Consider the following 26639-nt stretch of genomic DNA (forward strand, 5'->3'; position numbering starts at 1 on the left):
ACCCACCCGCCCAAAACCAAACACCAACTGTCACATGCTCGAGACCTTGCCGAAGTTGTCCCGACACCGGGGCGATCGATCGTGTCCATTCGCTCCCCGCGTATGCCACAATATCCAACACTTTCGATCCTACTGAACCTGGGAGCTGGGATGACCCGAAGTCCCCGGGCGCTGAAACGCGCCCTGACGGCCGCCGCCACGGCCCTGCTCGCATCAACAGTCGTCACTATGATCGCGACAAAACCGGCGGACGCCACCGCCACCCCGCAGCCCGGCCCGGTCACCGCCCCCGTGATGGGTTGGAACAGCTGGAACCGGTTCGGCTGCAACATCGACGAGAACCTCATCAAGGCGACCGCCGACGCCATGGTGAGCACCGGGCTGAAGGCGTCCGGCTACACGTACGTCAACATCGACGACTGCTGGATGGCCTCGACCCGCGACGGGCAGGGCCGGCTGCGTCCCGACCCGGTCCGCTTCCCCGGCGGGATCGCCGCCATCGCCGACTACGTGCACGCCCGCGGTCTCAAGCTCGGCATCTACTCCTCGGCGGGCACCGCCACCTGCCAGGGGCTGCCGGCCAGCCTCGACCACGAAACCGTCGACGCGCAGACCTGGGCGTCGTGGGGCGTCGACCTGCTCAAGTACGACAACTGCAACAACCAGGGCCGGCCCGCCGCCCAGCGGTACAAGGCGATGGGCGACGCGCTGAAGGCCACCGGACGGCACATCGTCTACAGCATCTGCAACTGGGGCAACGACGCGCCGTGGGAGTTCGCGCCGAACGTGGGCGGCAGCCTCTGGCGCACCACCGGCGACATCAACGACAGCTGGGGCAGCGTCACCTCGCTGCTGGACCAGCAGGCGGGCCTGGAGACCTTCGCCCGCAAGGGCTACTACAACGACCCCGACATGCTCGAGGTCGGCAACGGCGGCCTGACCCAGGACGAGAACGTCGCGCACTTCTCGCTCTGGTCGCTGCTGTCCTCGCCGCTGCTGCTCGGCAACGACCTGCGCAGCGTCTCCGCCACGACGCTCGGCGTCCTGCGCAACGCCGACGTCATCGCCGTCAACCAGGACTGGGGCGGCTCACAGGGCCGCCGCGTCGCGGACAACGGCGACACCGAGGTGTGGGCCAAACCGATGAGCGACGGCTCCGTCGCGACCGTGCTGTTCAACCGCGGCGGATCGGCGACGACCGTCTCCACGTCCACCGCGGCACTCGGTCTGGGCGGCTCATCGTCGTACACCACGAAAAACCTCTGGACAGGTGCCACCGCGACCACGTCGGGAACGCTCTCGGCGAGCGTGCCGGCACACGGTGTCGTGATGTTCCGGGTCACCCGGGCCGGCACCCTGGCCGCGCCGCCGGCCGCTGGCACGCTCCAGGTGAGCGACCTGCCCTGGCTCGCCTCCAGCAACGGCTGGGGGCCCGCGGAACGCGACCGGGCCAACGGCGAGCAGGCCGCCGCCGACGGGCCCGGCCTCAGCGTCGGCGGGACCACGTTCAGCAAGGGCATCGGGGTGCACGCCGACGCCGCCGTCCACGTCTACCTCGGCCGCAACTGCCGCACGTTCACCGCGCAGGTGGGCGTCGACGGCGAGGTCGGCACCAACGGATCGGTGCGGTTCGCGGTGTACGGCGACGGCCGGCTGCTCGGCTTCACCGGCGTGAAATCCGGCGGGCAGGCGCCGACCAGGCTGACCGTGTCCACCGGGGGCTACCTGACCCTGGAACTGCGGGTCACCGACGCTCGCAACGGCATCAGCTACGACCACGCCGACTGGGGATCACCGACCCTGGTCTGCGGCGGCAGCGGCGCCGGTACGGCCGTCAGCGACCGCACCTGGGGCACAGCCGTGAACGGCTGGGGACCCGCCGAACGGGACACCTCCAACGGCGAACAGGCGGCCGGCGACGGCAGCCTCATCACCGTCGGCGGGGTCAGCTACCCGAAGGGGGTCGGTGTCCACGCCGCCGGCGACGTCACCGTGCCGCTCGGCGGGGCGTGCAGCCGGTTCACCGCCGTCGCCGGCATCGACGCCGAGGTCGGCACGTCGTCCACCGGCGTGGTGTTCAGCGTCGTCGCCGACGGCGTCACGCTGTGGACCAGCCCGACCGTGACCGCGGCGGCCCCCGCCGCCGTCGACGTGGCCGTGGCCGGCCGCACCAACCTGCGGCTCGTCACCGCCGGCGCCGGCTCCATCGACTACGACCACGCCGACTGGGCCGACGCCCGCCTCATTTGTTGATGTTGCTGGTCCCCGGTCCCGGGGTCACCACGAAGGTGTCGGGGGGCGTGAAGCCGTTCGCGGCGAACGCCTCCCGCACCGCCGCCTCCACCGCGTCGCAGTCCTCCTCGTCGACCAGCGCCAGGACGCAGCCGCCGAACCCGCCGCCGGTCATCCGGGCGCCGTGCGCGCCGTGCTCCAGAGCCACCCGCACCGCCGTGTCGACCTGCGGCACCGTGATCTCGTAGTCGTCACGCATCGACTCGTGCGACGCCGTCATCAGCGGCCCCGCCGCGCGCAGGTCACCGGCGCGCAGCGCGGCGACCGTGTCCAGGACCCGCTGGTCCTCCGTCACCACGTGCCGCACCCGGCGGCGCATCGTCTCGTCGTCGAGCTTCGCCAAGGCGTCGGGCAGCCCGGCGACGTCGATGTCGCGCAGCGCCGCCACCCCGAGGATCCCGGCGGCCTCCTCGCAGGCCTTGCGGCGGGCCGCGTACTCGCCGTCGACGTGCGCGTGCGGCGCCTTGCTGTCCACCACCAGGATCTTCAGCCCGGCCGCGGCGAGGTCGAACGGCACCTGCTCGGTCGCCAGGGACCGGCAGTCCAGGAACAGGGCGTGACCCTCCTGGCACAGCGTCGACGCGGCCTGGTCCATGATGCCGGTCGGCGCGCCCACGTATTCGTTCTCGGCCCGCTGCGCCAGCCGCGGCCGGTCCCGCAGCGGCAGGTCGGCTTCCGCCAGATCCGCCAGCACGGCCATCGTCGCGCACTCCAGGGCCGCCGACGACGACAGGCCGGCGCCGAACGGCACGTCGGAGGTGATCCGCAGCTGCGCGCCGGGCACGTCCACGCCCGCCTCGCGCAGCACCCACACGACGGCGGCGACGTAGGCGGCCCAGCCCTCGACCTTCTCGCTCAGGTCGAAGGTGACGGTCTCACCGGTCTGCTCCGACGTGACCACCCAGTGCCGTTCGGGGATCCGGGTCCCGCTCACCGCCGTCGCGTGCGGCAGGGCGAACGGCAGCACGAACCCGTCGTTGTAGTCGGTGTGCTCGCCGATGAGGTTGACCCGGCCCGGGCTCACCCACAGGCTGTCGGCCTTCCCGGCCTCTTGAAGGCGCTCCGCGGCTGTCGTCACAGCTGGACCCCCCGCAGCATCTCGGCGGCGTGCTCCGGCCGCACGTCGTTGACGAACACACCCATGCCGGACTCGGATCCGGCCAGGTGCTTGAGCTTGGTCGCCGTCCGGCGGGTGCTGAACAGCTGCAGGTGCAGGTAGGCCAGGTCCCGGTCGACCCGGACCGGCGCCTGGTGCCACGCGGAGATGTACGGCATCTGCAGGCCGAACATCCCGTCGAGGCGGCGCAGCACCTCCAGGTAGATGGGGGCGAACGCGTCCCGCTCGGCCACACCCAGCGCCGGGATGTCGGCGACCTGCCGGTGCGGGTACAGGTGGACCTCGAACGGCCAGCGGGCCACCGCCGGCACGAACGCGGTCCAGTGCGCGTTGCGCGCCACCACCCGCGACCCGTCGGCCTGCTCGGCGGCGAGGACGTCGGCGAAGAGGTTGCCCTTCTTGTAGGCGCGGGCGGACGCGAGCATCTGCCGGGTCCTCGGCGTGACGAACGGGTACGCGTAGATCTGCCCGTGCGGGTGCGACAGCGTCACGCCGATCTCGGTCCCGCGGTTCTCGAAACAGAAGATCTGCTCGACGTCGTCCCGGGTCGACAGGTCCGCGGTGCGATCGGCCCAGGCCTCCATCACGGTGCGGACCCGGGCCGTGGACAGCGACGCGAACGACGCGTTGTGGTCGGAGGTGAAGCAGACGACCTCGCAGCGGCCCGCGCCCGGCCGGGTCGGCACCAGGCCCGGCAGGATGTCGCCCTGCTCGGGCCCCACCCGGTGGCTGAACGAGGGGAACCGGTTCTCGAACACCACCACGTCGTACTCGCCCGCCGGGATCTCGCTCTGCCAGTCCGGGGTGGACGGGCACAACGGGCACTGGTCGGACGGCGGATGGTAGATCCTGGACTGCCGGTGCGCGGCGATGGCCACCCACTCATCGAGGATGGGGTCGTGACGCATCTCTGACGCTGCGGGCGGAGGCGGTAGCTCCCGCTGGTCGACGGCGTCCCGGGACGCGTCGTCGCGTTCGTCGTAGTAGATGAGTTCCCGACCGTCGGCGAGGTGGGTGACCGTGCGCTTCACTCGTTCTCCAGTTGGGGTGGCTAACCGTTCGGATCGACCACGATGAGTTCACCGACGCGCTCTGCGAGCTGCACCCGTGCCTCGGCGGCGAGCCCGACGTCGGTGATGAGGATGTCCGCCTCGTCGAGCGGGGTGATGGTCGCAATCCCGACCATCTCCCATTTGGTGTGATCAGCCAGCACGACCAGCCTGCGGGCGGCGGAGACCATCAGGCGGTTGGTGCCGGCCTCCATGAGGTTCGGCGTGGTGAAACCCGTGCGGGGGCTCATGCCGTGGACGCCGAGGAACAGCACGTCGACGTTGAGCGAGCCGATCGCCGCCTCCGCGACCGGGCCGGCGAGGGCGTCGGACGGGGTGCGGATGCCGCCGGTGAGCACGACCGTCTGGTCGGGCCGCCCGGCGTGGTACAGCGTGTCGGCGACCGGGATCGAGTTGGTGACGATGGTCAGTCCCGGGACATCGACCAGATGTGCGGCGAGCGCCGCCGTTGTCGTGCCGGCGGACAGCGCGACCGCCGTGTGCGGTTCGATGAGTTTGGCGGCCCGCTCGACGATGGCCGCCTTCTCGTTGCGCTGGCGCACCGACTTGGCGTCGAAGCCGGGCTCCTCGGTGGACCCGGGGCCGGCGATGGTGGCGCCACCGTGGACCTTGTCGACCAGACCGCGGTCGGCAAGGGCCTCCAGGTCCCGGCGGATGGTCATGTCGGACACGCCGAACTGGCGCACCAACTGGCTCACCCGAACGCCACCGTGCCGGCGCACCAGATCCAGAATGGCCGTTTGACGTTGCTGTGCGAGCATCACGCCGTTCCCTTCGCAGGCGCAGCGGCTGGCGCGGCTGCGCGGATGGCAAATCCCATCGCAGATTCCAACGCAGACGTTACGGCGCCAGGGACGGTGTGCACCCCGGTGGCCCGGCCGAAGTTGACGGCCGGGTGGACACCCCCTTGAAGGGCGGCTGGGTGCGCTCGCATGCGCTACAGCTTCGAACCTAGCCGACCAGAAGTCAACAAACTCGAACAGGGAACTGTGGGAACAATGTTCAGAAGGGCGCGGTTCCGACCGTGGTCAAACGTTGGGTTGCCCGGGACAACGCCACGTAGAGCGTGCGGAACCCGGTCTTCGCCTCGTCCCTGATCTGCGCCGGCTCGACCACCAGGACCGCGTCGTACTCCATGCCCTTCGAGTCCAGCGCGCCGACGGTCTGCACCCGCTCGTCGATCCCGTCGACCCACTTCGCGATCTCGTCCCGGCGGGCCGTGGGCGTGATGATCCCCACGGTGCCCTCGACCTGGTCGAGGAGCGTCTGGGCGGCCGCCCGCGTCGCCGCCTCCAGGTCCGGCGCGTCCACGGTCGTCAGCACCGGCTTCTGGTGGGAGGACCGCACCGCGGTCGGCAGCTCGATGTCCGGCTGCGCCGCGCGGATGACCCGGGCGGCCACCTCGAAGATCTCAGCCGAGTTGCGGTAGTTGGTGGTCAGCGTGAACGCCGAGCGCCGCCGGCTGCCGATCGCGCCGTCCATCGCGCGGTCCGCCTCGGCCGCGTCACCCCACGCCGCCTGCGCCGGGTCGCCGACGATCGTCCACGTCGCGTTGGGTCCGCGGCGGCCGATCATCCGCCACTGCATCGGCGACACGTCCTGCGACTCGTCGACGATGATGTGCGCGTAGTCACGGTAGTCGGTCGGGCGCTCCACGGCCTGCGCCCGGGCCGCCGCCATCCGGTCCGAGTAGGTGGTGACCTCCCGGACACCCTCCGCGACCTGGAACGGGTCCCGCGCCGCGCGCTTGCGCACCGGCGGGTCGCCGAGCAGCTCCTGCAGCTCGTCCAGCAGCGCCACGTCCTCGACCGACGGGTCGTCGGGGTGGATCGCGCCGGCGAGCACCGCGATCTCCCGGTTGCTCAGCACGCCGTTCGCCCACCGTGACACCCGGTGACGGTCGGTGAGCCAGCCGAGCACCTGCGCCGGGCGCAGCACCGGCCACCAGGCCCGCATGAACGCCACGAACTCGGGGCGCTCGGCGATGTCCGGCGCGAACTCCTCACGCTTCTGCTGCCGCCCCGACGGCAGCAGCTCGACGCTCTGCCGCCACAACGCGTCCAGCACGTGACCGGCCGCCTTCGCCCGCGCGGCGTTGCGCCGCACCCCCAGGTTGAGCACCGTGCGGCGCAGGTCGTCCAGCGCCGGGCGCTCCAGGACCAGCAACTCGCCGCGGTACAACACGCGCAGGCGGTCCGGCGAGTCGGGCACCGGGCCGCGGGCCGCCCGGCTCAGCACCCGCTGCATGCGCAGCGAGCCCTTGATCGCGGCGACCTCCGGCGGCTCGTGCCGGCTGCCCTGCACGCCCTCCAGGAGCTGGCCGAGGGAGCGCAGCGACGCGGTGTCCTCGCCGAGGGACGGCAGCACCCGCGACACGTATCCGACGAACACGTCCGACGGGCCGACGACGAGCACACCGCCCGACTCGTAGCGGTTACGGTCCGCATACAGCAGGTAGGCCGCGCGGTGCAGGGCGACCGCGGTCTTGCCGGTGCCGGGCCCGCCGCGCACGATCGTCACGCCCAGGCTGGGGGAGCGGATCGCGTCGTCCTGCTCACGCTGGATCGTCGCGACGATGTCCTTCATGCCGGTGCCCGTCGCGCGGGACAGGTTCGCCAGCAGCGCCCCGTCGCCGATCACCGCCATCTCGCTCGGCGCGGCCTCCGGGTCGAGCAGGTCGTCCTCGATGCTGATGACCTTCTCGTTGCTGCTGCGGATGCTCCGCCGGCGCACGACCCCCATCCGGTCGGTGGGGGTGGCCCGGTAGAACGGTGCCGCCGCCGGCGCCCGCCAGTCCACGACGAGCGACTCATAGGTCTCGTCGCGCAGCCCGAGCCGGCCGATGTAACGAACCTCACCCCCGGGCACGACCGGATCCGCCGAGGCGGCGTCCGCGCCGTCGCCGGAACGGCCGTCCGGGCCGAGATCCAACCGGCCGAAGACCAGACCGTCGTGCTCGCTCTCCAGGGCCCGGCGCCGCTTCGCGGCGTGGTAGACCATGGCGTCGCGCTCGACCAGCGCGCCGAAGTTACCGACCTTGGCCAGGCTGTATCCCTCGCGCTCGACCTCGGCGGCGGTGATCCGCAACTGGTCGAGACGGGTGTAGACCCGGTCGAGGTATGCCTGCTCGGCGGCGATCTCCGACTCGCGAACCGCGTCGTTCAACGCCCCACCCCTAGCACCCGGGTTGAAAAAACAACCCTACGAGCCTACTTCACGGTGTGGTGGCCGGCGTTTTGTCGCGCTTCACGGTGTGATGGCCGGCGCTTTCTCGGCTTCCTCGCGCAGTGCCCGGGCCTCCGCGGCCGCCTTGCGGCGCAGCCACAGGGTCGTGGCCAGGCCCGCGACGACCGCCACCGCGAGGGCGATCCAGGAGAAGTCCTTCAGCCACTTCTCCGCCGCCTGGCCGATCGTGTAGATGGCGAAGACGGTGCCGAACGCCCAGGTGAGACCGCCCAGGGCATTGGCGACCAGGAACTTGCCATAGGGCACGTGCAGGGCGCCCGCGAGCGGCCCGGCGAGGATGCGCAGCAGCGCGATGAACCGGCCGAAGAACACCGCCCACACGCCCCACCGCTGGAACGCCCGCTCGGCCTTCGCCAGGTGCGCCGGCCCGAAATGCTTCGGGAACCGCCGCCCCACCCGCTCCAGGAGATGCCGCCCGCCGCGCCGGCCGATGAAGTAGCCGATCGAGTCGCCGATGATCGCGCCCGCGGACGCCGACGCGGCCACCAGCCACGGGTCGATCCTGGTCGTCACCGACAGCAGCGACGCGGTGACGAGCGTGATCTCGCCCGGCACCGGGATCCCCATGCTCTCGATCCCGATCACACCGCCGACGAGCAGATAAACCCAGATGGGCGAGAGGGTGGCCATCCACGTCTCGATGTGATGCACAGTCGCCTCCCCGCGGTGGTCTTCGCCTCCACCCTCTCATACGGTGACGACCGTGACGTGGATGGTGTATGGCGCGAACGGTTACAGCGGGTCACTTCTTGCCCGGCTCGCGGCCGACCGCGGCGAACGTCCGGTTCTCGCCGGCCGGTCGGCCGCCGTGGCGGGTCTGGCCGGTGAGCTCGGACTGCCGCACCGGGCGTTCCCGCTCTCCGCACCCGACCTCGACGGCGTCACCGCCGTCGTCAATTGCGCCGGCCCGTTCGCCGACACCGCCCGCCCCCTGGTGGACGCCTGCCTCGCCGCCGGCGTGCACTACCTCGACATCACCGGCGAACTCGACGTCTTCGACTGGATGTTCGCGCAGTCGTCACGGGCGGTGACCGCCGGCGTCGTCCTGCTCACCGGCGCCGGGTTCGACGTCGTGCCGACCGACTGCCTCGCCGCGATGCTCGTCGCCGCCATGCCGGGCGCCACGACCCTCGAGCTGGCGTTCGACGCGCCGGGCGGGCTCAGCCGCGGCACGGCCCGGACCTCCCTCGGCGAGGCGGCGTCCGGTGGCCGCCGCCGCGTCGGCGGGACCCTGGTCGCGACGCCGTTCGGCACGCCGTCGCGGACCGTGCCCTTCCCGTCGGGGGAGCGGACCGTGGGCGCGACCCGGTGGGGCGACCTCGTGACCGCCCACCACTCCACCGGGATCGGGGACATCACGGTATACATGCGGCTGCCCCGCAATGCCGGGTCGCCGCTGGTCCGGCTGCTGAAGTTCGGCCCGCTGCGGGCCGTCGCCAGGGCCCTGGTCCCGGCCGGCGGCCCGTCCACGACGCGCCGCGCCGCCACCGGCTGTGAGGTGTGGGGCGAGGTGACCGACGGCGCCGGGAACACCATGACGGCGACGCTGACCGGGCCGAACGCGTACGCGCTGACGGCCGACGCGTCGCTGCGGGCGGTGCAGCGGGTGCTCGCCGGCGGGATCGCGCCCGGCACGCACACGCCGGCGACCGCGCTCGGCGCCGACTTCGTGCGTACGCTGGACGGCGTCACGGTGACCGCACCGCAGTGACGCTGACTGCGTGACTGAAGCAAACGCCCTGCGTGACTGACGCAGACGGCGTGATTGACACAGGCTGTGCGGCGCCGACACGCCGGCGTTGTCACACTGCGTTCGTCAGCGGTGACGGAATATCGGTGGATTTTTTGGGCTGATGTACGGTGGCTAGGAAGCCGGTCGCCGACACCGGGACCGGTTCCGTAGTCGTCGTCGGTGCAGGGATGCCCTCGTCACGTTTCGTCGGTTCACGTTTCGGCGTCTCGCGTTTCGCGGGCGCCGGAACCGCTGCCGGTTCGCGTTTCGGTGGCTCGCGCCTCGCCGGCGCCAGGACCGCTGCCGACTCGCGTTTCGTCGGCTCCGGGACCGCTGCCGCTGCCGACTCGCGTTTCGTCGGCTCGCGCCTCGCCGGCGCCAGGACCGCTGCCGGTCCACGTTTCGTCGGCACGCGTTTCGTCCGCGCCGGGACCGCTCCCGTGGACCTCGCCGCCCGCCGGACCACGCCGACGATCGCGTCGGTGACCATGTCGGGTCGCTCGATCGGCAGCATGTGCCCGGCGTCCTCGCACGTGATCAGCTCGGCGTCGGGCAGTTCGCCGGTGATCGTCGCCGCGCAGGCCGGTGGCGTCAGCCGGTCCAGGGTGCCGACCAGGACCGCGGCCGGCAGGCCCCGCATCGCGGCCAGGGTGTCGACGCGGTGGTGCAGGTCGACCGACGGCCGGAACCCGCCGATCGCGCACAGCGGCGCGTTGCCGACCATGGACGCGGTCAGCGCCACCCACGACGTGTCGACCCGGTGGCCGAACACCAGCCAGCGGACCCCCGGCGCCAGCAGTGGCATCAGCCGGCGGTGCGGCCGCCACGCGCCGGAGCGGGCGAGCAGGCCGGCGCCCTGGATCTCCAGGATCCGCATCACCCGGGCCAGCCGCGGGCTCAGCCCGTAGCTGGTCCGGGACGAACCCTCCGCCGACGTCGACACGAGCACGACGCCGACGGTGCGGGCGGCGAACGACTTCGCGTGGCGTTGTGCGTACTCCATGATCGCCATGCCGCCGAGGGAGTGCCCGACGAGCACGACCGGCCCGGTGGGCACCAGGGCGTCCAGGACCTCGGCGAGGTCGTCGCCGAGCTGCTCGAGGGTCGCGTCGGTGCCCGACGTGGCGGAGGAGCGGCCGTGGCCGCGCAGGTCGAAGGTGAGGAGCTGGACCGGCATGTCGACGACGGCGCCGAGGCGGGCCGGGAGGTCGGCGATCTGCTGTCGCCAGAGGCGGTTGTCGAGCGTCCAGCCGTGCAGGAGAACCACCGTCACCGGGGTCCGCGCCGCACCCGCACCGTCGGAGGCGGGCGGATACAGCACGCTGTACAGGCCGGCGCCGTCCGCGAGCCTCACCACGGAGGAGGAGACGACGGTACCCATGGTCCATTGTTACCCGGAAGTACGTCGAATTACCCCGGTGATCTGCGGGAGCATTCCGGGAGTGAACCCGGTGCAGCACGAAACCGCCGCCCGGGAGCTCCCGGGCGGCGGCTGGAAGTGCAACGCGTCAGGCGGCTTCGAACACGCCCGCGTCGACGAGGCGCCGCTCCGTCGCGTCCCAGCCGTGGCCGGGGTGGGCGATGTTGAGCGCCTGCAGCTCGACCCGCACCTTCGCAGCGTGGCCGGCGCCCGCGAGGACGCGGATCTCCTCGACGAACGCGTCGGAGATGGTGCTGAGGCGGTTGGTCTTGCCGTTGGTCAGGTTGCGCACGTAGACGTGCTTGCCGCCGTTGAGCGGGATGAGGTATTTGAACTCACCCAGCACGCTCAGGGCGCCGGACGCGCCGGCCTGGCCTGCGCGGACTGAGGCCCGCGCGGTCTTGGAGGTGTTGTTCGCCACGGCGGGAACTCCTTGTCGAGCCTGAACTGCTGAAGACAGCAAAACTGTAACACCCGGCAGGTTCGGTCAAAAAAACGAGTTACCTGGTGGGGGCTCCACCCGTTGGACATTTCGTAGGACCCGAGTTGCCGATTCTCTGGCGCACCGCGCACAACATCGTCATCATGAGTCCCACAAGCACATAGCTACAGGGCAGATCGTGCCGGGTTCGAGGTCGTAGGGGAAGACGCACCTCGGTCTCCGGGAGGTCATACGTGCCCACGCGTGGCGTCATATATGTTCACTCGTCACCGCTCGCCGTGTCATCGCACGTCGAGTGGGCGATCGCGCGCGTCCTCGGAGCGCCGGTCAGACTCGAGTGGACGCCACAGCCTGTCGAGCCGTCAGCTCGGCGGGCGCAATGCTCATGGTCCGGCGCGACTGGGACCGGGGGCGAGCTGGCGGCTGCCCTGCGGCAGTGGCCCATGATCCGTTTCGAGGTCACCGAGGAGCCGAGCTCCGGTGTCGACGGCGAGCGGTTCATGCACGTGCCCGGCCGTGGCCTTTTTCACGGCTCGACGAGTGCCAACGGCGACATCGTGCTGTCCGAGGACCGGCTGCGCAGCCTGATCGCCACGTCGCGGGGGTACGAGACACTCGCCCACGCGATGGAGAAGGCCCTCGGCGGTCCGTGGGACGCGGAGCTGGAACCCTACCGCCACGCCGCCGACGGCGTCCCCATGACACTGCTCACCCGGGTCGGGTGACTTGCACGTGCATGATTGAGTGGCACGGTGCCAGGACCCATGCCACGCTTGCTGGCGCCCTTCGCCGCCGTCGCCGTGCTGCTCAGCGGATGCACCGACGACCGGCCCGCGGCGCCGTCACCGTCGGCGACGGCGCAGGACTCCGCCGTCGTGCCCGGCGGTGACCCGGCGAAGCAGGCCGCCGACCTCGTCGCCAGGCTGTCCGACGAGGAGCTCGTCGGACAGCTGCTGATGCCCTACGCGTACGGCAACGACGCCGAGAAGGTCTCCTCCGGCTCCGTGTCGGCGAACAAGGCCTACGCCGGCGCCGCCACTCCGGCGGAGATCGTCAGGAAGTACCACCTCGGCGGCGTCATCCTGGTGTCCAGCAGCGCCGACGACCCGACCGCCGGCACCAACAAGACCACCAACGTCGAGTCGCCGGCCCAGGTCACCAAGCTCACCGGCGGACTGCAGGCGGCCGCGCTCGGCCTGCCCGCCAGGATCCCGCTGCTCATCGGCACCGACCAGGAGTACGGGCAGGTCACCCGCATCCGCGACGGCATGGTGCAGCTGCCCAGCGCCCTGGCCCTCGGCGCCGGCAACGACCCGGCGCTGACCGAGGCCGCGTGGAAGGCCGCCGGCACCGAGCTTGCCGCCATCGGGATCAACGTCGACTTCGCCCCCGACGCCGACGTCCTCGGCGCCCAGCCCGGCGGGGTCATCGGCTCCCGTTCCTTCGGCAGCGACCCGAAGCTCGTGGCGCTCCAGGTGGCCGCGGCGGTGCGGGGGCTGCAGGCCGCCGGTGTCGCCGCGACCGTGAAGCACTTCCCCGGTCACGGCCACACCACCGTCGACAGCCACAGCAGCCTGCCGGTGCTCAGCCAGAGCCTCGACGCACTGGAGAGCGGCGACCTGCCGCCGTTCGTCGCCGCCGCCTCCGCCGGGACGGGCCTGGTCATGTCCGGCCACCTCGACGTGAAGGCGATCGACCCGGGTGTGCCGGCGTCGTTCTCCAGCAAGGTCCTCATCGACCTGCTGCGCACGAAGCTCGGCTACACCGGTGTCGTGGTCACCGACGCGCTCAACATGGAGCCCGCCGAGAAGTGGGGCCCGGGCGAGGCCGCCGTGCGTGCCGTCCTCGCCGGCAACGACCTGCTGCTGATGCCGCCGAAGCTGACCGACGCCTACAAGGGTCTCCTCGACGCGGCGCGCTCCGGCCGGCTGCCGAAGCAGCGCCTCACGGAGGCCGCGACCCGCATCCTGACGCTGAAGTTCCGGCTCGCCGCCGTCCCGCGGCCCGCCGCCTCGGCCGTCAACGGCGACGCCGGGAAGGCGGCCGCCCGGGCGAGCGCCGCGGCGGCCGTCACCGTGCTGCGCGGCCCCTGCTCCGGCGCCCTCGTCACCGGCCCGGTCCGGGTCACCGCCGCCGGCAGCGAGACGGCGCGCGGCTGGCTCGAGGCCGCCCTGACCGCCGCCGGCGCCACCGTGGTGCAGCAGGGCGGCGCGGAGGTCCGGCTCGTGGGTTACGGCAAGGGCGCCTCGGACCTGTCCACGTCGGCGGCGGTGACGGTCGCCCTCGACACCCCGCACGTCCTGCGCTCCGCGAAGGGGACCCTGGTCGCGACGTACTCGTCCTCGCAGGCGTCGATGTCCGCCCTCGCCGACGTGCTGGTCGGCAAGGCCAAGGCACCCGGCCGCTCACCCGTGCCGGTGCAGGGCCTCCCGGCCACCGCCTGCGCCTGACCCGCTGTCCGTGATCCGGAAGACCTTGCGCACCCCTGAGTGCACAAGTGAGTGCACAAGGTCTTCCGGATCACGGAAAAGGCGGCCTACAGCGGGATGTTGCTGTGTGCGCCGCGGGCCAGCGGCGCGCCGGCCAGCGCCGCGGCGATCCGGCCGCGGGTGAGCCCGGGCTCGACCACGGCGTCGACCACCCCGATCTCCACGGCCCGCCCGACGCCGCCGGCGGCCTCGGTCTGCTCCTCGACGAGCCGGGCCCGCAGCTCCTCCCGGTCCTCGGGGGCGGCGGCCGCGAGCCGCCTGCGGTGCAGGACGTTGACCGCGGTGCCGGCGCCCATGACGGCGATCTCGGCGCCCGGCCAGGCGAAGACGGCGGTGGCGCCGAGCGAGCGGGAGTTCATCGCGATGTACGCGCCGCCATAGGCCCGGCGGGTGACGAGCGTGACCCTGGGCACGACCGCCTCCGCGAACGCGTGCAGCAGCTTCGCGCCGCGCCGGACCACGCCGTCCCACTCCTGGCCGAGCCCCGGCAGGTAGCCGGGGACGTCGACGAGGACGATGAGCGGCACGCCGAGGGCGTCGCACATGCGCACGAACCGGGCCGCCTTCTCGGCACCCGTCGCGTCGAGGGAGCCGCCGAGCCGCAGTGGATTGTTGGCCACGACGCCGGCGGTACGACCTCCGAAGCGGCCGAGTGTGGTGACCACGTTCTGCGCCCAGCCCGCGTGCAGCTCGACGCCGGGTGCGTCGAGGACCCCGTCCACGAGGGGCCGCACGTCGTAGGCCCGGTCGGGCTCCGGCGGCAGGAACGCGCCGAGGTCGGCCTCGGCGACGTCGTCGACGCGGAGGCGGCCCGGCCGGCCCAGCAGTGCGGCGAGGCCGCGGGCCGCGGCGAGCGCTGACGCGTCGTCGCGGGTGGTGACGTGCACGACGCCGGAGCGGCGGCCGTGTGGCTCGGGACCGCCGAGGCGGTCCATGTCCACCTGCTCGCCGGTGACGCTGCGCACCAGCTCGGGGCCGGTGACGAAGATCCGGCCGGCGTCGCTCATGATCACGATGTCGGTGAGGGCAGGGGCGTACGCGGCGCCGCCGGCGGCCGGGCCGAGCACGACCGAGAGCTGCGGGACGCGTCCGGAGGCCCGGACCGTGGCGGCGAAGACCTGCCCGACGGCGTCGAGCGCGAGCACCCCTTCGGCGAGGCGGGCACCACCGGAGTGCCACACGCCGATGACCGGGACCCGCTCCCGGATGGCGGCGTCGATGGCGTCCACGACCCGGCGGCAGCCGGCGTCGCCCATCGCGCCGCCCATCCGGGTGGCGTCGGTCGCGAACGCGATGACCGGGGTCCCGTCGACGGCGCCCCGCCCGGTCACCACCCCGCTGTCGTCGCGGGGTGCCAGCAGGCGCAGCGTGCCCTGGTCGAACAGGGCACGCAGGCGCGCCTCCGGGTCGCGCAGGTCCGCGATCCGGGCGGACATGCGCGTCATCGCAGCTCCACGGGCCTCAGGCGCGGGCGAACACCAGCGCGGCGTTGTGGCCGCCGAACCCGAACGAGTTGTTCAGGGCGGCGGGGATGTCCAGGTGGCGCGCCTTGTGCGTGGCCACCTCCAGGTCCAGCTCGTCGTCGGGCTCGTCGAGGTTGATCGTCGGCGGGACGATCCCGTGGTAGATCGCGAGGATCGTCGCGATCGACTCCACCGCACCGGCCGCGCCGAGCAGGTGCCCGGTCATCGACTTGGTGGAGGTGAGCAGCGGGTGGTCACCGAGCGCCCGGTGCAGCGCCTTGATCTCGGCCAGGTCGCCGACCGGGGTCGAGGTGGCGTGCGCGTTGACGTGGACCACGTCGGACTTGGCGACCCCGGCGTCGCGGAGCGCGAAGTCGATGGCACGCACGGCGCCGTCGCCCTCGGGGTGCGGCTGGACGATGTCGTACCCGTCGGAGGTGAGACCGGCGCCGGCGAGCCGGGCGTAGATCCGGGCCCCGCGGGCGCGGGCGTGGTCGGCGCGTTCGAGCACGATGATGCCGGCGCCCTCGCCGAGGACGAAGCCGTCGCGGCCCTTGTCCCAGGGGCGCGACGCGCGCTCGGGTTCGTCGTTGCGGATCGACATGGCCCGCATCGCGGCGAACCCGGCGATCGGCAGCGGGTGGATGACGGCCTCGGTGCCGCCGGCGACGACGACGTCGGCGCGGCCGAGCCGGATCAGGTCCAGGCCGTGCGCGATGGCCTCGGCGCCGGTGGCGCAGGCGCTGGCGACGCAGTGCACGCCGGCCTGCGCGCCGAGCTCGAGACCGACCCAGGCGGCCGGGCCGTTGGGCATCAGCATCGGCACGGTGTGCGGGGACACCTTGCGGGGTCCGCTGGCCTCCAGGATGTCGTCCTGGTTGAGCAGGGTCTGGGCGCCGCCGATGCCGGTGCCGACGCTGACGGCGAGCCGCAGCTTGTCGACCTCGGGCGAACCGGCGTCGGCCCACGCCTCGCGGGCGGCGATGATCGCGGTCATCTCGGAGCGGTCCAGGCGGCGGGCCTGGATCCGGTCGATCACTGTGCTCGGCTCGACGGCCAACTGCGCGGCGATCCGCACGGTCAGTTGCGCGGCCCATTCCTGGGTCAGCGGCGACACACCCGACTTCCCGGCGAGCATGGCATCCCACGTGGACGCGACATCCCCGCCCAGGGGCGTGGTGGCCCCGAGACCGGTGACGACGACCTCAACACTCACAGCACAACTACCTCTCTGGCTGACCCTCTGTTTCGGCGCGGTCTCGGGCAGTTCGGGGTGACCGTCCGGACCCGAGACCGCGACAACGGCTTGTCAGGCCTGCGACTTCACGATGTACGACACGGCGTCACCGACGGTCTTGAGGTTCGGCACCTCGTCATCCGGGATCTTCACGCCGAACTTCTCCTCCGCCGCCACCACGACCTCGACCATCGACAGCGAGTCGACGTCCAGGTCGTCGGTGAACGACTTCTCCTCGGCGACGTCGTCGGGGTTGACCCCGGCGACCTCTTCGAGGATTTCGGCGAGACCGCCGGCGATCTCTTCACGGGTGGACATAGAGCTTTCCTTCCTTGGGTTGACGCAGAGCCGACACGGAGTCGAACGCTGGTGGAACAACAATGAGCCTGGAACGGGAGCGGGAGCTCACGGGCAGCGGATGACCTGCCCCGCGTAGGTGAGGCCGCCACCGAAGCCGAACAGCAGCACCGGCGCCCCGGAGGGCACCTCGCGCCGCTCGATGGCCTTGGACAGTGCCAGCGGGATGCTGGCCGCCGACGTGTTGCCGGACTCGACGAGGTCCTTGACGATGATCGCGTTGGGCAGGTCGAGCCGCTTGACGATGCCGTCGATGATGCGGGTGTTGGCCTGGTGCGCCACGAACGCGGCGATGTCCTTGCCCTGCACGCCGGCCCGGTCCAGGGCGGCCTGCGCGTACGGCGCGATGGCCGTGGTGGCCCACCGGAAGACCGCCTGGCCCTCCTGCTTGATGTACGGGCGCCAGCCCTCGATCTTCAGCACGTCGCCCTTCTCGGGCGCGGAGCCCCAGACGACGGGACCGACGCCGGCCTCCTCGCCCTCCTGGGTGGCGGTGACGACCGCGGCACCGGCGCCGTCGCCGAAGAGCACGGCGGTGGTCCGGTCGGTCCAGTCGACCACGTCGGAGAGCTTCTCCGCGCCGATGACCAGGGTGTTGCGGCTCGCGCCGGCGCGGATCGCGTGGTCGGCGGCGGCCAGGCCGTAGCAGAACCCGGAGCAGGCGGTGTTGAGGTCATACGCGGCCGGCGCCATGATGCCGAGCTTCGCCGCGACCCGCGTCGCCACGTTGGGGCAGCGGTCGATCGAGCTGCACGTCGCGACGATCACCTGGTCGATGTCGGCGGCGGTGAGTCCGGACGCCGCGAGGGCCTTCCCGGCGGCTGCGGTCGCCATGTCGGCGACGCTCTCGCTGCCGGCGACGCGGCGCTCGGCGATGCCGACCCGGTCGCGGATCCAGGCGTCGTTGGTCTCGATCACCTTGGACAGGTCGTCGTTGGTGACCACCTGCGACGGCTGGTAGTGCCCGAACGCGAGGATCTTCGACCCGGTCGGCTGGTTCATAGCTGGTCTCCAATGCGAGCGAGCGGCTGGTCGGGCGCGCTGCCGTGCCGCGCGATCAGATCACGAGCGGCGGCCAGGTCGTCCGGCGTGTTGACGCTGGCGATCTCGATGCCCTTGATGGTGCGCTTGACCAGCCCGGCGAGGGTCCCGGCGGGCGCCAGCTCGATCACGGCGGTGACGCCGCGGTCGGCGAGGGCGGCCATGCACAGGTCCCAGCGCACCGGCGCGGTCACCTGCTGGACCAGGCGCTGCAGCATGTCCGGGCCGTGGTCGACGACCGTGCCGTCCAGGTTGGACAGCAGCGGCCTCGTCGGCGCCGACGTGCTGACCCCGGCCGCGATCGTGGCGAGGGCCTCCTCGGCCGGCGCCATGAACGGGGTGTGGAACGCTCCGGCGACCTGCAGCGAGATGATCCGCGCACGGGCCGGAGGGGCGGCGGCGAGCTTCTCCAGGCCGGTGAGCGAACCGGCGGCGACGACCTGGCCGGCGCCGTTGCGGTTGGCCGGGTGCAGCCCGGCGGCCTCGATGACGGCGAGCACCTCGTCGGGGTCGCCGCCGAGGATCGCGCTCATGCCGGTCGGCTCCAGCGCGCAGGCGGCGGCCATCTCCCGGCCGCGGACCCCGGCGAGGGTGACCGCGGCCTCTGCGCTGAGCACCCCGGCCAGGGCCGACGCGGCGAGCTCGCCGACGCTGTGGCCGGCGAAGATGTTCGCGTTGTCCAGCGGCAGCTGCTCGGCGGTGAGCAGCGCGGCCGCCACGAGCAGCGGCTGGGTCTTGGCGGTGTCCCTGATCTCCTCGGCGTCGGCTTCGGCGCCGAGGTGCACCAGGTCGACCCCCGCGAGGACCGACCACCAGCGCAGACGGGCCTCCGCGCCGGGCAGCGCGAGCCACGGTGTCAGGAAGCCGGGTTTCTGGGAGCCTTGCCCTGGGGCGAGTACAGCGAGCACGTCTATGACTTTTCCGGATTCCCGTCAATCACGCGGGTAGCGCTACGCACCAAAGTGGACCACCTCGTTTGTAGGAAGTCTACAAAAGATTGCGTGGTGTTGCCCCAACAGTTCCGTGCGCTCACCCACCGCTACATTTTGCCCGTCCTGGCTGCGACCTGCGTCACCCCGGCTGCGAGATGCGTCACCTTTGCGGCGTGGTCGGGCCGGTGGGATGTGTCACTGCGGCGGCTGGCCGGACGGCGCGGGCGCGAACGGATCCAGTCTGCCGATCGTCAGCGCGATCCGCAGGGCAAACGCGTCACGTGGCACCAGGGGGACGAATCCGGTCACCTCGCCGATGCGGCGCAGCCGGTACCGGACGGTGTTGGGGTGCACGAACAGCCCCCGTGCGGCGCTCTCCAGGACCCCGCCGCCGGCGTAGAACGCGTCCAGCGTCTCCAGGAGCTCGCCACCGGCGCGGACCAGCGCGCCGTAGATGTCCTGCCGCAGGATCCGGCGGGCCTCCGCGTCGCCGGCCAGGGCGCGCTCCGGCAGCAGGTCGGCGGCGGCCACCGGGCGGGGGGCGGCCGGCCATGCGGGCGCGGCCCGGAACCCCGCCAGGGCGGCCCTGGCGGACTCGGTCGCCTCGTCCAGCGACGGCACCGCCGGCCCGACCACCACGGGCCCGTCGCCGAAGCCGACCAGGAGCCGCTCGGTCGCCGCGATCGGGTCGGGCGCGCCGCCGAGGACCACGACCAGGCGGTCACCGTGCACCCCGCCGAGGATCTCGACCCCGATCCGGCGCGCCGCCCGGTAGACGGTGTGCAGGACCGCCGTGGCCTCCCCACCCGGTGACCGGCCGACCGCGACCGCGACCGGCGGGGCGTCCGCCCAGCCCAGCGCCGCCGCCCGGCTCGCCAGGACGTCGGAGGAGTCGCCGCGCAGCAGCGCGTCGACCAGCAGTGCCTGCAGCCGCGCGTCCCAGGCGCCCCGGGTCTCCGCGGCCCGCGCGTAGACCCGGGCCGCGCCGAAGGCGACCTCCCGGCTGTAGTGCAGCACCGCCTCGCGGATCCCGGCCTCCTCGCCGGCGGCGGCCAGGTGCGGCAGCTGCTCCTCGACGACCTCGATGGTCACCCGGATCAGCTGGACCGTCTGGCCGAGGTTGATCGACCGGGCCAGGGCCCGGGGGGCGGCGTCGAAGAACTCGTCGGAGTTGTCCGGCGGCAGCGCCCCGCCCTCCTGCCGGTTGCGCAGCCACTCGACCAGGGACCGCACGCCGGCCTGCGCGACCAGCATCACCCAGGCGCGCTGGTCGGCCGGCAGCTCCCGGAACCAGGGCAGGGTCTCGTCCATCCGCGCCACGCTCGCGGTCGCGAGGGCGCCGGCCGCCCGCTCGATCGAGCGCACGCTCGCTTCGAGGCTCCCGCCTCTATCACGCCCTTTCGGCAGCTCCTGGCTGTCACGCCCTTCCGGCAGCTCCTGGTTCGTCACCCGCACAGCTTTTCATCGTCTGGCCGCCAACCAGAAGCCGCCGTAGATCCCGGCCTCCTTCGACGTCTGCCGCAGCCCGTTCGGGCCGTCGATCAGCCGCCGCCCCCAGTCGGTGCGTTTCGCGGCCTTGAAGCCGTCGACCATGTCCAGATAGTGGTACTCGGGGCTGTTGCCGCTCCAGGCCCAGCCGAGGTACCCGAGGTCGTACCGCGCGCAGTACGCCATGATCGCGTCCTCGTCCGGGTCGCCGTACTGGTGAATCGAGGAGAACTCCCCGACGACGATCGGCAGCCGCTGCCGGACGTAGGTGTCGAGGTAGTCGGCGACCTTCTGCGCGGTGTTGAACGGCCCGTACATGTGCACGTCGAAGATCGTGTTGTGCTCCGGGTCGGACGCGAACACCTCGGCCGCGTGGTCGTGCATGACGTTGAACGAGTCGTTGCCCCAGTTCGGCGCGTCGACCATGATCGCGTGCAGCAGCCCGGCGGTGCGCAGCCGCTGGATCGCCGTCTTCGTGTCGCCGATCCAGTCGGTGTTCACCGCGTGCCCCGACGGCTCGTTGGCGATGTTGATCACGACGTAGGACTCCTGCCGCAGCAGCACCTTGCGCAGCGTCAGCCAGTAGTCGACGGCGTGCGCGATCGTCGCCGCGCCCGGCTCCGTGCCGTACCCCATCGTGTCGTGCACGTCGAGCACGCAGATCAGCCGGTTCGCCCGGCACTGGCCGATGATGCCGGCGACCTCCGCCGGGCTGGTCGCGGGGAACGCGGTGCCGCTGGACAGGGCCACCCGCACCGAGTTGGCCCCGCTCGCCTTGATGTCGGCGAACACCGAGGCCGGACCCTTGTTGAAGTAGTACCCGTGGTTCACCCCGCGCAGGACCAGGCGTTCCCCGTTGGCCTCGACGAGGTGCCCACCGGTGGCCTTGATCCCGGTCGCCCCGTAGGCGGGCTCCACCGAGACGTACGCCGCGCCCAGCAATGACAGCAGCAGGGCGAGGAACGCCGCTCTGATCAGCACGGCGAGCCGCTACCCGCCGGTTTGCCCACCAAACGGGGATCGACCGCGGTCCCTGTCAGCGGGTAACCTGGAGATCACGTAGCGTGGTAGATCGCGGAGAGGCGGCCCGTGCAGTCCAAGTCAGCCGAGCTGGCCGCTGAGCAGCAGCACTTCGATCTGGCCCGCAAGCACCGCGAACGCGTCCGGGAAGAACTCGGCGAGGTCCCCGACGCGGCCGCCAACGCAGGCGCCGGCCGCCGCCTCGCGCTGTTCCGGCGCGTCCGCAAGGAGGCCCTCGCCGCACCCGAGGAGCAGGTCGCGTTCGGCCGGATCGACTGCGAGCCCGCCGACGCCGGCGTCGATGACGTCTTCTACATCGGCCGCGAGACGATCCTCGACGACCAGCGGCAGGTCCTCGTCGTCAACTGGCAGACCCCGATCGGCGCGCTGTACTACGAGGCGACCCACGAGGACCCCCGCGGCCTGCAACGCAAGCGCACGTTCCAGTGCGCCGGCAACCAGATCCGCGACTTCGACGACGTCGTCTTCGCCCAGCTCGCCGAGGCCGTCGCGGAGCTCGAAGGCCCCGACAGCGCGCTGCTCGCCGAGCTCGACCGGGGCCGCACCGGCGCGATGACCGACATCGTCGCCACCATCCAGGGCGCCCAGTCCCGGCTGATCCGATCACCGCTGGACCAGTTGCTCGTCATCGAGGGCGGCCCCGGCACCGGGAAGACCGCCGTCGCCCTGCACCGCGTGTCGTGGCTGCTGTTCAACCACCGCGACCGGCTGCGCCCCCAGGACGTCCTCGTCGTCGGCCCGCACCCGGCGTTCACCCGCTACATCCGCACCGTCCTGCCGAGCCTCGGCGACACCGACGTGGCGCAGCTGGACATCGACCAGCTCGGCCCGCCCGTGCAACGCGGCCGGCCGGAAAGCCCGCAGACCCGGCGGCTCAAGGGTGAGGCGCGGATGGCCCGCCTGCTCGCCCGCGCCTGGAGAGCCGGGTCGGCACCCCCGAACCCGCCGAACGCATGCTCTTCGACGGCACGTTCGTCACCCTCTCCGGCGTCGAGGTGGCCGCCGCCGTCGCCGCCGCCCGGCAGGCCGGCGGCCCCTACGCGCAACGCCGCCAGCGCCTCCGCGCCCAGCTCGCCGACCTCGTCCGCGGCCGCGGCGGCCCGACCGACCCCGAACGCCTCGGCCCGGTCGAGAACCTCCTCGAACGTCTCTGGCCGCTGCAGAGCGCCGCCGCGTTCCTGCGCACCCTGCTGGGCTCGCAGGTCAGGCTGGCCAACGCCGCCGCCGGCGAGTTCACCCCCGACGAGCTCGCCCTGCTGCACCGCCGCGGCGCCGACAAGCTCTCCGAGCAGATCTGGAGCAACACCGACCTGCCGTTGCTCGACGAGCTCGAGGAACTGCTCAACGGGGTGTCGCGCCGCTACCGGCACATCGTCGTCGACGAGGCCCAGGACCTCTCACCCATGCAGCTGCGCGCCGTCGCCCGCCGCTCCTCGACCGGCTCCCTCACCGTCGTCGGCGACCTGGCCCAGTCCACCGGCGCCTGGGCCCGCGACCACTGGGGTGAGGTCACCGAGCACCTGCCCGCACAGCTGCCCCAGGTCGTCGTCGGGCTCCGCTACGGCTACCGCGTCCCGCGCCAGGTCTACGAACTGGCCGCCGAGCTCCTCCCCGTCGCCGCTCCCGACGTCGAGCCGACCAGAGCCGTCCGCGAGGGCCCCGGCGACCCCGGTGTCCACGTCGTCGAACCCGCCGAGCGGGCCGGCCGGGCCGCCCTCATCGCGAAGGACCACGCCCTCGGCGGCCGGTTCGTCGGCATCGTCTGCCCCGCCGCCTGCCGCGCCGAGGTCGAGTTCGCCCTGCACGCCAACGACCTGCAGTGGGGCCGCGCCGACCAGGGCGAGCTGGACCGCGCGATCAACCTCGTCAGCCCTCAGGAGGCGAAGGGCCTGGAGTTCGACGCGGTCGTGGTCGTGGAGCCGGAGGAGATCGTCGCCGAGGACGAGCGCGGGCACCGGCTGCTGTTCGTCGCGCTCACCCGCACGATCCGATACCTGGACATCGTGTGCGCCGGGGATCCGCTGCCGATCGAGTCCGGGCCGGACGTCACCTCACGGATCCCGCGGCAGCGGGTGGTCATCGAACCCGACGCCGATCCGACCCTCGACATGGCGCAGCTGGACCGGCTCGCCGAGGACCTTGCCGCGCTGGTGGTCGGGGGCGCGCCGGTGCCGATGTGGGACGAGGTGCTGCAACGGGCCGCCGCGCTGCTGGATGCGCAGGTTGAGCGGTCCCGGCCGTCCGGTCGCCACCGCCGTCCCTGACAAATGTTGCGGTTCGCGTAGGGTCTCCGACCAGCCCGACCTTCCACCAGGGTGCTGAGTCGTTGACTCGTTGGCAGTACGCGGCGATGGGCTCGGCTGGATGCCAGCAGCGGAAACCTAAGGTGACTCCATGATCCGGACGGTTGCAGACCTGCTGTCGAGTATCACCCACGAGAAGATCCCGCAGCTGGACGCGGTCGAGGTCAAGCACGGGCCGACGATCGGTGACATGTACGAAGGGCTCTCGTCCGAGCTCCTGGCCCAGTCTCTCCCCGAGGGCCTGGAGCTGAACGTTGTCACCGGCTTCGCCAAGGATCGCAATGGGAACCTGTCACATCAGCTCGACTGCATGCTTGTGCACGGCACCGGTGAGTCGATCCCCTACACCGACTCCTTCGTCTGGCCGGTCGAGGACGTCATCGCCGTCATCGAGGTCAAGAAGACCCTGTACAGCGCCCAGATGGCCGAATCGCTCGATCTGTTGCGGTCGCTGGGGCAGTTGGAGAGCAACGACAAGGAACTCCGAGCCGCCGAGGCACCGGCCGAGCCCGTCAGCATCGAGCTGGCCCGCAGAGCGTTCTCCGAGACGACCGGGTTGGTGGCGCCACCGTACGACCAGCTCGACAGCCTCGCCGTCGAGCATCAGATGATCTTTCACGCGTTGATCAATGAGCAACATTCGATCATCCGCGTCGCACTCGGCTACCACGGATTCCAGAGCGAGACGGCCTTCCGCAAGGCGTTCGTCAAGCTTCTCGGCGAGAACATCGGCGTGCAAGGCTTCAGCCCAGCATCGCTACCGCAGCTCATCGTCTCGGGCAACTACTCGATCGTGAAGATGAACGGCCGACCGTACTCGGCGCAGCTCGTCGACGACCAGTGGCCGTTCTACGTCTCCACACCGGTCAACCCGATGCTGATCCTCCTGGAGTTGATCTGGACTCGACTCGATGAGCAGTTCGGACTGCCGCATCTGTGGGGTGATGATCTCGACCTGGAGGTTCCGCGCAAACTCTTGACCGCAAGAGCGGCGACCGGCGGATGGCACCTGTCGTACGTCGAGCCGACAGAAGAGGACCTCGCCGCACTTCCCGTAACCGAGCCTTGGAGCCCGGCTTTCCTGTCAAGGGAGGAGTTTCTGGTCCTGCAGCGGCTGTGCGCCGGCCGGAGCGTGAGCATGGATGACCCGAAGCTGGTGCGGTTCCTCGACGGAGTCGGCACGTCTCCGGACGATCTGCGTTCGCGGCTCGTGTCAACGGGTCTCGTCGCCATGGACGGCCTGCAGATGCAGTTGATCGCGGTCGACTGCCTCGGCGTGATCCTGCCGTCGGGGGAATACGTGGCAGCAGAGAACAACACCGGGAGGTTCAGTCGATGGTTGCGCCAGCGCGTCGAACCCGCCGAAGCTCAAACTGAGACCGACTGAACCCGGAACCGACCGTGCCGACGGCTTCCCCCGTCCGCCTGAGCGAGGCGGGCGCCGTGGTTCGAGCAGGTAGCTGGGGCCGTGGTCGAGCGGGTGCGGGGCGGGTGCCGGCGGCGCACAACGCTAGCTCCTCAACCATCAGGACCGGACCAGTCAAGGGAGGTCCGGTGCGCATCTCGATTGGATGACGGATGCGTGTGATGCGGTCAGCGGGCGACCATCCGGTCGATAGCCGAGGAGTCCAGCCGCCGCCCCACCACCGAATCCACGATCTTCGTAGTGATCGAATCCTTCGTGGACTTGCTGGGCAACGCCACCCCGAGCACCTTCGCCAGCTCGCGGAGCTGCGCGACCGTGAGCCGCTCGTCGTTGAGGTACTGCACCGCCGCCGCCCGCGTCCCGATCTCCGCCAGCATCGCCTCGATCTCGGCGACGGGCCGGGACAGGGGCCGCGCCGGGGTGGCCCGCGCGGCGGCCCGGCCGCCGCGTGGGACCAGGGACAGCCGGGCTTCGCCCGAGGCGAGGTCGGCGAGCTGGTCGGCCGGCAGGGACTTCACGAACGCGGCGATCTTGAGCAGCACGTCGTGCGCCAGGTCGGCGGGGTCGGTCATCGCAAGACGCTCCTCAGATCCTGGTGCGGGCCAGGAACTCGCTGGTCAGCTGCTGGAACTCGTATCGTAGGGTCTCGATCGAGGCGGTGCCCGGCGGGGCGAGGACGACGGGCAGGCTGCGCTCGCCGGCGTCGGTGACGGCGGTCTTGTTGTCACGGATGGTCTGGCGGAAGACGGGGATCTCGATCCGGGACGTCTCGTTGACCGAGGTGCGTTGCGAGATGAGCGGGCCGGCGCCGGTGTACTGGACCATCGTGTAGACCACGCCGATGATCTCCGGGTTGATCGGGCGGGGGGCGATCGCGTTGTACTCCTCGACCAGCCGGGACATGCGGGCCCGCAGGTAGTCGATGCCGCGGGTCGAGAGGTAGTCGGGGCGGGCCGGGACCATGACGTGGTCGCTGGCGACCATCGCGGTGCGGGTGACCAGGTTGAAGTTGGGCGCGCAGTCGATGAGGACCGCGTCGTAGCCACCGAACGCGTGGTCGGTGAGGGCGTCGGCGATCAGACGGTGCACCGGCAGGTAGCGGGGGTTGCCGGTCTGCAGCCGGGCACCGCCCAGGGCGGCCGCCAGGTTGAGGTCGACCTCGATGAGCCCGAGGTCGCCGGCGAGCAGGTCGAGCTGGCCGCCGAGGGGCTGCACGACGGCGTTGACCTCGCGGGGGCTCACCACGTACCGGTGCAGCGGCTCGGCGGCTCGGGTGGCGAGGTAACCGTCGAACCACGGCAGGATCGTCGGCCGCGACTCGAACTCGGCCGGCCGGTAGAAGGAGAACGTGAGGCTGGCCTGCGGGTCGAGATCGACGAGGAGCACCTTGCGGCCCCGGGCGGCCAGCTCGGCGCCGATGTTCGCGGTCAATGTGGTCTTGCCGACCCCGCCCTTGTAGTTGATCACGGAGACCACGCTCATGCCATCACCTCCGCTGCGCTCCGGCGCCGGCCTGAGCGCGCCACCCTGAGCCCCCGATTCG

General features: G+C 71.7%; 24 protein-coding genes. 6 read left to right on the forward strand and 18 right to left on the reverse strand.

Annotation, left to right across the window (positions count from 1 at the left end; all coding sequences use genetic code 11):
- Positions 1 to 228 precede the first annotated feature (228 nt).
- Positions 229 to 2253, forward strand: coding sequence for an NPCBM/NEW2 domain-containing protein (locus tag ACFPIJ_RS28210; RefSeq protein WP_380119054.1), 2025 nt, complete (start codon positions 229 to 231; stop codon positions 2251 to 2253).
- Here the strand turns inward: ACFPIJ_RS28210 and galK are convergent.
- The 5 genes from galK to ACFPIJ_RS28235 all read right to left on the reverse strand — a co-directional run bounded on the left by galK (position 2243) and on the right by ACFPIJ_RS28235 (position 8376).
- Positions 2243 to 3370 (reverse strand): galactokinase, encoded by a 1128-nt coding sequence (galK, locus tag ACFPIJ_RS28215; protein WP_380119056.1) that lies wholly within the window; start codon positions 3368 to 3370, stop codon positions 2243 to 2245. The genes ACFPIJ_RS28210 and galK overlap by 11 nt on opposite strands.
- The gene (gene galT / locus ACFPIJ_RS28220) at positions 3367 to 4440 is read right to left on the reverse strand and encodes a galactose-1-phosphate uridylyltransferase (RefSeq protein ID WP_380119058.1); all 1074 of its coding nucleotides are present in this window, start codon (positions 4438 to 4440) and stop codon (positions 3367 to 3369) included. Before galT ends, galK begins: the two co-directional genes overlap by 4 nt.
- Positions 4441 to 4460: 20 nt before the next feature.
- Positions 4461 to 5240 (reverse strand): DeoR/GlpR family DNA-binding transcription regulator, encoded by a 780-nt coding sequence (locus tag ACFPIJ_RS28225; RefSeq protein ID WP_354782746.1) that lies wholly within the window; start codon positions 5238 to 5240, stop codon positions 4461 to 4463.
- Positions 5241 to 5481: 241 nt separating this feature from the next.
- Positions 5482 to 7644: a HelD family protein gene (locus ACFPIJ_RS28230; RefSeq protein ID WP_380119061.1), complete on the reverse strand. Its 2163-nt coding sequence runs from the start codon at positions 7642 to 7644 to the stop codon at positions 5482 to 5484.
- Between the two features lie 81 nt (positions 7645 to 7725).
- Positions 7726 to 8376: a DedA family protein gene (locus tag ACFPIJ_RS28235; RefSeq protein WP_380119064.1), complete on the reverse strand. Its 651-nt coding sequence runs from the start codon at positions 8374 to 8376 to the stop codon at positions 7726 to 7728.
- 61 nt (positions 8377 to 8437) lie between these two features.
- Here ACFPIJ_RS28235 and ACFPIJ_RS28240 point away from each other — a divergent pair, with 61 nt between their 5' ends.
- Complete coding sequence (locus ACFPIJ_RS28240; protein ID WP_380119178.1) at positions 8438 to 9436, forward strand: saccharopine dehydrogenase family protein; 999 nt, start codon at positions 8438 to 8440, stop codon at positions 9434 to 9436.
- Between the two features lie 91 nt (positions 9437 to 9527).
- Here ACFPIJ_RS28240 and ACFPIJ_RS28245 read toward each other — a convergent pair whose 3' ends face one another.
- Both ACFPIJ_RS28245 and ACFPIJ_RS28250 read right to left on the reverse strand, forming a co-directional pair.
- Entirely contained in the window at positions 9528 to 10838 is a 1311-nt protein-coding gene (locus ACFPIJ_RS28245; RefSeq protein ID WP_380119066.1) for an alpha/beta fold hydrolase, read from the reverse strand.
- 127 nt (positions 10839 to 10965) lie between these two features.
- Positions 10966 to 11298: a hypothetical protein gene (locus tag ACFPIJ_RS28250; RefSeq protein ID WP_380119069.1), complete on the reverse strand. Its 333-nt coding sequence runs from the start codon at positions 11296 to 11298 to the stop codon at positions 10966 to 10968.
- A 254-nt stretch (positions 11299 to 11552) separates the two neighbouring features.
- On the opposite strand from ACFPIJ_RS28250, the gene ACFPIJ_RS28255 reads away from it, so the two are divergent.
- Positions 11553 to 12044, forward strand: coding sequence for a DUF3145 domain-containing protein (locus ACFPIJ_RS28255; protein ID WP_327008955.1), 492 nt, complete (start codon positions 11553 to 11555; stop codon positions 12042 to 12044).
- A gap of 39 nt (positions 12045 to 12083) precedes the next feature.
- Positions 12084 to 13769: a glycoside hydrolase family 3 protein gene (locus ACFPIJ_RS28260; RefSeq protein WP_380119072.1), complete on the forward strand. Its 1686-nt coding sequence runs from the start codon at positions 12084 to 12086 to the stop codon at positions 13767 to 13769.
- An 86-nt stretch (positions 13770 to 13855) separates the two neighbouring features.
- Here the strand turns inward: ACFPIJ_RS28260 and ACFPIJ_RS28265 are convergent, their stop codons facing one another.
- The 9 genes from ACFPIJ_RS28265 to ACFPIJ_RS28305 form a co-directional block, all read right to left on the reverse strand.
- Positions 13856 to 15253 carry an acyl-CoA carboxylase subunit beta gene (locus ACFPIJ_RS28265; protein ID WP_380119074.1) on the reverse strand — a complete coding sequence of 466 codons (1398 nt, stop codon included), beginning with the start codon at positions 15251 to 15253 and terminating at the stop codon, positions 13856 to 13858.
- A gap of 16 nt (positions 15254 to 15269) precedes the next feature.
- Positions 15270 to 16487 carry a beta-ketoacyl-ACP synthase II gene (gene fabF, locus ACFPIJ_RS28270; RefSeq protein WP_380119077.1) on the reverse strand — a complete coding sequence of 406 codons (1218 nt, stop codon included), beginning with the start codon at positions 16485 to 16487 and terminating at the stop codon, positions 15270 to 15272.
- Between the two features lie 93 nt (positions 16488 to 16580).
- Positions 16581 to 16826: an acyl carrier protein gene (locus ACFPIJ_RS28275; protein ID WP_203847813.1), complete on the reverse strand. Its 246-nt coding sequence runs from the start codon at positions 16824 to 16826 to the stop codon at positions 16581 to 16583.
- 87 nt (positions 16827 to 16913) lie between these two features.
- The gene (locus tag ACFPIJ_RS28280; protein ID WP_380119079.1) at positions 16914 to 17867 is read right to left on the reverse strand and encodes a beta-ketoacyl-ACP synthase III; all 954 of its coding nucleotides are present in this window, start codon (positions 17865 to 17867) and stop codon (positions 16914 to 16916) included.
- Positions 17864 to 18814, reverse strand: coding sequence for an ACP S-malonyltransferase (locus ACFPIJ_RS28285; protein ID WP_380119081.1), 951 nt, complete (start codon positions 18812 to 18814; stop codon positions 17864 to 17866). The genes ACFPIJ_RS28280 and ACFPIJ_RS28285 overlap by 4 nt, the downstream gene beginning before the upstream one ends.
- Positions 18815 to 19033: 219 nt before the next feature.
- Positions 19034 to 20245 (reverse strand): PucR family transcriptional regulator, encoded by a 1212-nt coding sequence (locus ACFPIJ_RS28290; protein ID WP_380119180.1) that lies wholly within the window; start codon positions 20243 to 20245, stop codon positions 19034 to 19036.
- Between the two features lie 54 nt (positions 20246 to 20299).
- A complete protein-coding gene (locus tag ACFPIJ_RS28295) occupies positions 20300 to 21307 on the reverse strand; it encodes a cellulase family glycosylhydrolase (RefSeq protein WP_380119084.1) in 1008 nt (335 codons plus the stop codon).
- A gap of 120 nt (positions 21308 to 21427) precedes the next feature.
- Positions 21428 to 21775, reverse strand: a complete 348-nt coding sequence (locus ACFPIJ_RS28300) for a hypothetical protein (RefSeq protein ID WP_380119086.1) — start codon at positions 21773 to 21775, stop codon at positions 21428 to 21430.
- Between the two features lie 195 nt (positions 21776 to 21970).
- Positions 21971 to 22207, reverse strand: a complete 237-nt coding sequence (locus ACFPIJ_RS28305) for a hypothetical protein (RefSeq protein WP_380119088.1) — start codon at positions 22205 to 22207, stop codon at positions 21971 to 21973.
- A gap of 113 nt (positions 22208 to 22320) precedes the next feature.
- Between ACFPIJ_RS28305 and ACFPIJ_RS28310 the strand changes: the two genes are divergently transcribed.
- Both ACFPIJ_RS28310 and ACFPIJ_RS28315 read left to right on the forward strand, forming a co-directional pair.
- Positions 22321 to 23631, forward strand: a complete 1311-nt coding sequence (locus ACFPIJ_RS28310) for a UvrD-helicase domain-containing protein (protein ID WP_380119090.1) — start codon at positions 22321 to 22323, stop codon at positions 23629 to 23631.
- Between the two features lie 130 nt (positions 23632 to 23761).
- Positions 23762 to 25057, forward strand: coding sequence for a DUF6602 domain-containing protein (locus tag ACFPIJ_RS28315; RefSeq protein ID WP_380119092.1), 1296 nt, complete (start codon positions 23762 to 23764; stop codon positions 25055 to 25057).
- Positions 25058 to 25263: 206 nt separating this feature from the next.
- On the opposite strand, the gene ACFPIJ_RS28320 is transcribed toward ACFPIJ_RS28315, so the two are convergent.
- A complete protein-coding gene (locus ACFPIJ_RS28320) occupies positions 25264 to 25668 on the reverse strand; it encodes a hypothetical protein (protein WP_380119095.1) in 405 nt (134 codons plus the stop codon).
- Between the two features lie 13 nt (positions 25669 to 25681).
- Positions 25682 to 26578 carry a ParA family protein gene (locus tag ACFPIJ_RS28325; protein WP_380119097.1) on the reverse strand — a complete coding sequence of 299 codons (897 nt, stop codon included), beginning with the start codon at positions 26576 to 26578 and terminating at the stop codon, positions 25682 to 25684.
- Between the last annotated feature and the right edge of the window lie 61 nt (positions 26579 to 26639).

It is taken from the genome of Dactylosporangium cerinum, assembly GCF_042653625.1.
Taxonomy (GTDB): Bacteria; Actinomycetota; Actinomycetes; order Mycobacteriales; family Micromonosporaceae; genus Dactylosporangium; species Dactylosporangium cerinum.

Bases quoted from the DNA above. Each gene is read 5' to 3' on its own strand.
- ACFPIJ_RS28210 (WP_380119054.1), top strand. From the start codon at position 229: ATGATCGCGACAAAACCGGCGGACGCCACCGCCACCCCGCAGCCCGGC.
- ACFPIJ_RS28225 (WP_354782746.1), bottom strand. From the start codon at position 5,240: ATGCTCGCACAGCAACGTCAAACGGCCATTCTGGATCTGGTGCGCCGG.
- ACFPIJ_RS28240 (WP_380119178.1), top strand. From the start codon at position 8,438: ATGGTGTATGGCGCGAACGGTTACAGCGGGTCACTTCTTGCCCGGCTC.
- ACFPIJ_RS28245 (WP_380119066.1), bottom strand. From the start codon at position 10,838: ATGGGTACCGTCGTCTCCTCCTCCGTGGTGAGGCTCGCGGACGGCGCC.
- ACFPIJ_RS28260 (WP_380119072.1), top strand. From the start codon at position 12,084: ATGCCACGCTTGCTGGCGCCCTTCGCCGCCGTCGCCGTGCTGCTCAGC.
- ACFPIJ_RS28265 (WP_380119074.1), bottom strand. From the start codon at position 15,253: ATGACGCGCATGTCCGCCCGGATCGCGGACCTGCGCGACCCGGAGGCG.
- ACFPIJ_RS28275 (WP_203847813.1), bottom strand. From the start codon at position 16,826: ATGTCCACCCGTGAAGAGATCGCCGGCGGTCTCGCCGAAATCCTCGAA.
- ACFPIJ_RS28280 (WP_380119079.1), bottom strand. From the start codon at position 17,867: ATGAACCAGCCGACCGGGTCGAAGATCCTCGCGTTCGGGCACTACCAG.
- ACFPIJ_RS28310 (WP_380119090.1), top strand. From the start codon at position 22,321: ATGCTCTTCGACGGCACGTTCGTCACCCTCTCCGGCGTCGAGGTGGCC.
- ACFPIJ_RS28315 (WP_380119092.1), top strand. From the start codon at position 23,762: ATGATCCGGACGGTTGCAGACCTGCTGTCGAGTATCACCCACGAGAAG.
- ACFPIJ_RS28320 (WP_380119095.1), bottom strand. From the start codon at position 25,668: ATGACCGACCCCGCCGACCTGGCGCACGACGTGCTGCTCAAGATCGCC.
- ACFPIJ_RS28325 (WP_380119097.1), bottom strand. From the start codon at position 26,578: ATGAGCGTGGTCTCCGTGATCAACTACAAGGGCGGGGTCGGCAAGACC.